The organism is Vibrio sp. M250220, assembly GCF_036533795.1.
Taxonomy (GTDB): Bacteria; Pseudomonadota; Gammaproteobacteria; order Enterobacterales; family Vibrionaceae; genus Vibrio.
On record NZ_JATABI010000177.1, the window covers coordinates 1 to 665 of the forward strand.

The 665-nt window shown below is 37.0% G+C and carries 1 pseudogene; it reads right to left on the bottom strand.

Annotated elements, in window-relative coordinates:
• Window positions 1-531 precede the first annotated feature (531 nt).
• A pseudogene (locus QTN94_RS20240) lies at window positions 532-665 on the bottom strand (IS630 family transposase); the annotation flags it as partial.

The following is a 665-nucleotide window of genomic DNA, read 5'->3' on the forward strand; positions in this document are numbered from 1 at the left end:
GTATTGCTCGCAGCAAAACAGCGAAAACCTGAGCGCTGGCCTGGTGATATCAGGAACTGTGAACCAGTTGGTAACGTACACCTAAATCCAGAAAGAGAAGCAGCTTAATAAGCAAGCAAATGATGGCAACTATCTTGAAAAACACCGCTTATCTCGTATTGGTTTCGATTAAGATAGTCCCAAAGAATAAGCTTATTATCTATAATTTTTATAAATGAGTAATCTATATTTGGCATAAATAAGTAAAGGCTCCAAGGTTGGAGCCTCTCCTGCAACTAGCTGCTATTTTTGCTTCTTCATAGGCGTCCAGTTGGCTGCTTTTTTATCTTCCAGACGTACCTTTTTCATTGGTGTCCAGTTAGCTGCTTTCTTATCTTCAAGGTTTACTTTTTTCATAATAAATTCCCTTAATTTGTTAGCTGTATTGTATGATGCTGTGCTTGTTTTTTAAGCGAAATCAAAATATCAATGGAAATGATCTAGGCCAACTTTGAAATCTATTGTTTGTGACTTTTCTCTAAATAGCTGATCCTAATTATGCTTCACTTTTTGTACTCCATGACCACCGCTGGGAAACGATGAAATGTTATCCATAAAGTTTCGAACCCGTTTTAATAGTTGCCACATTGCTTTGCATTGATGATTCCGAGTTACTGTTTCATGTA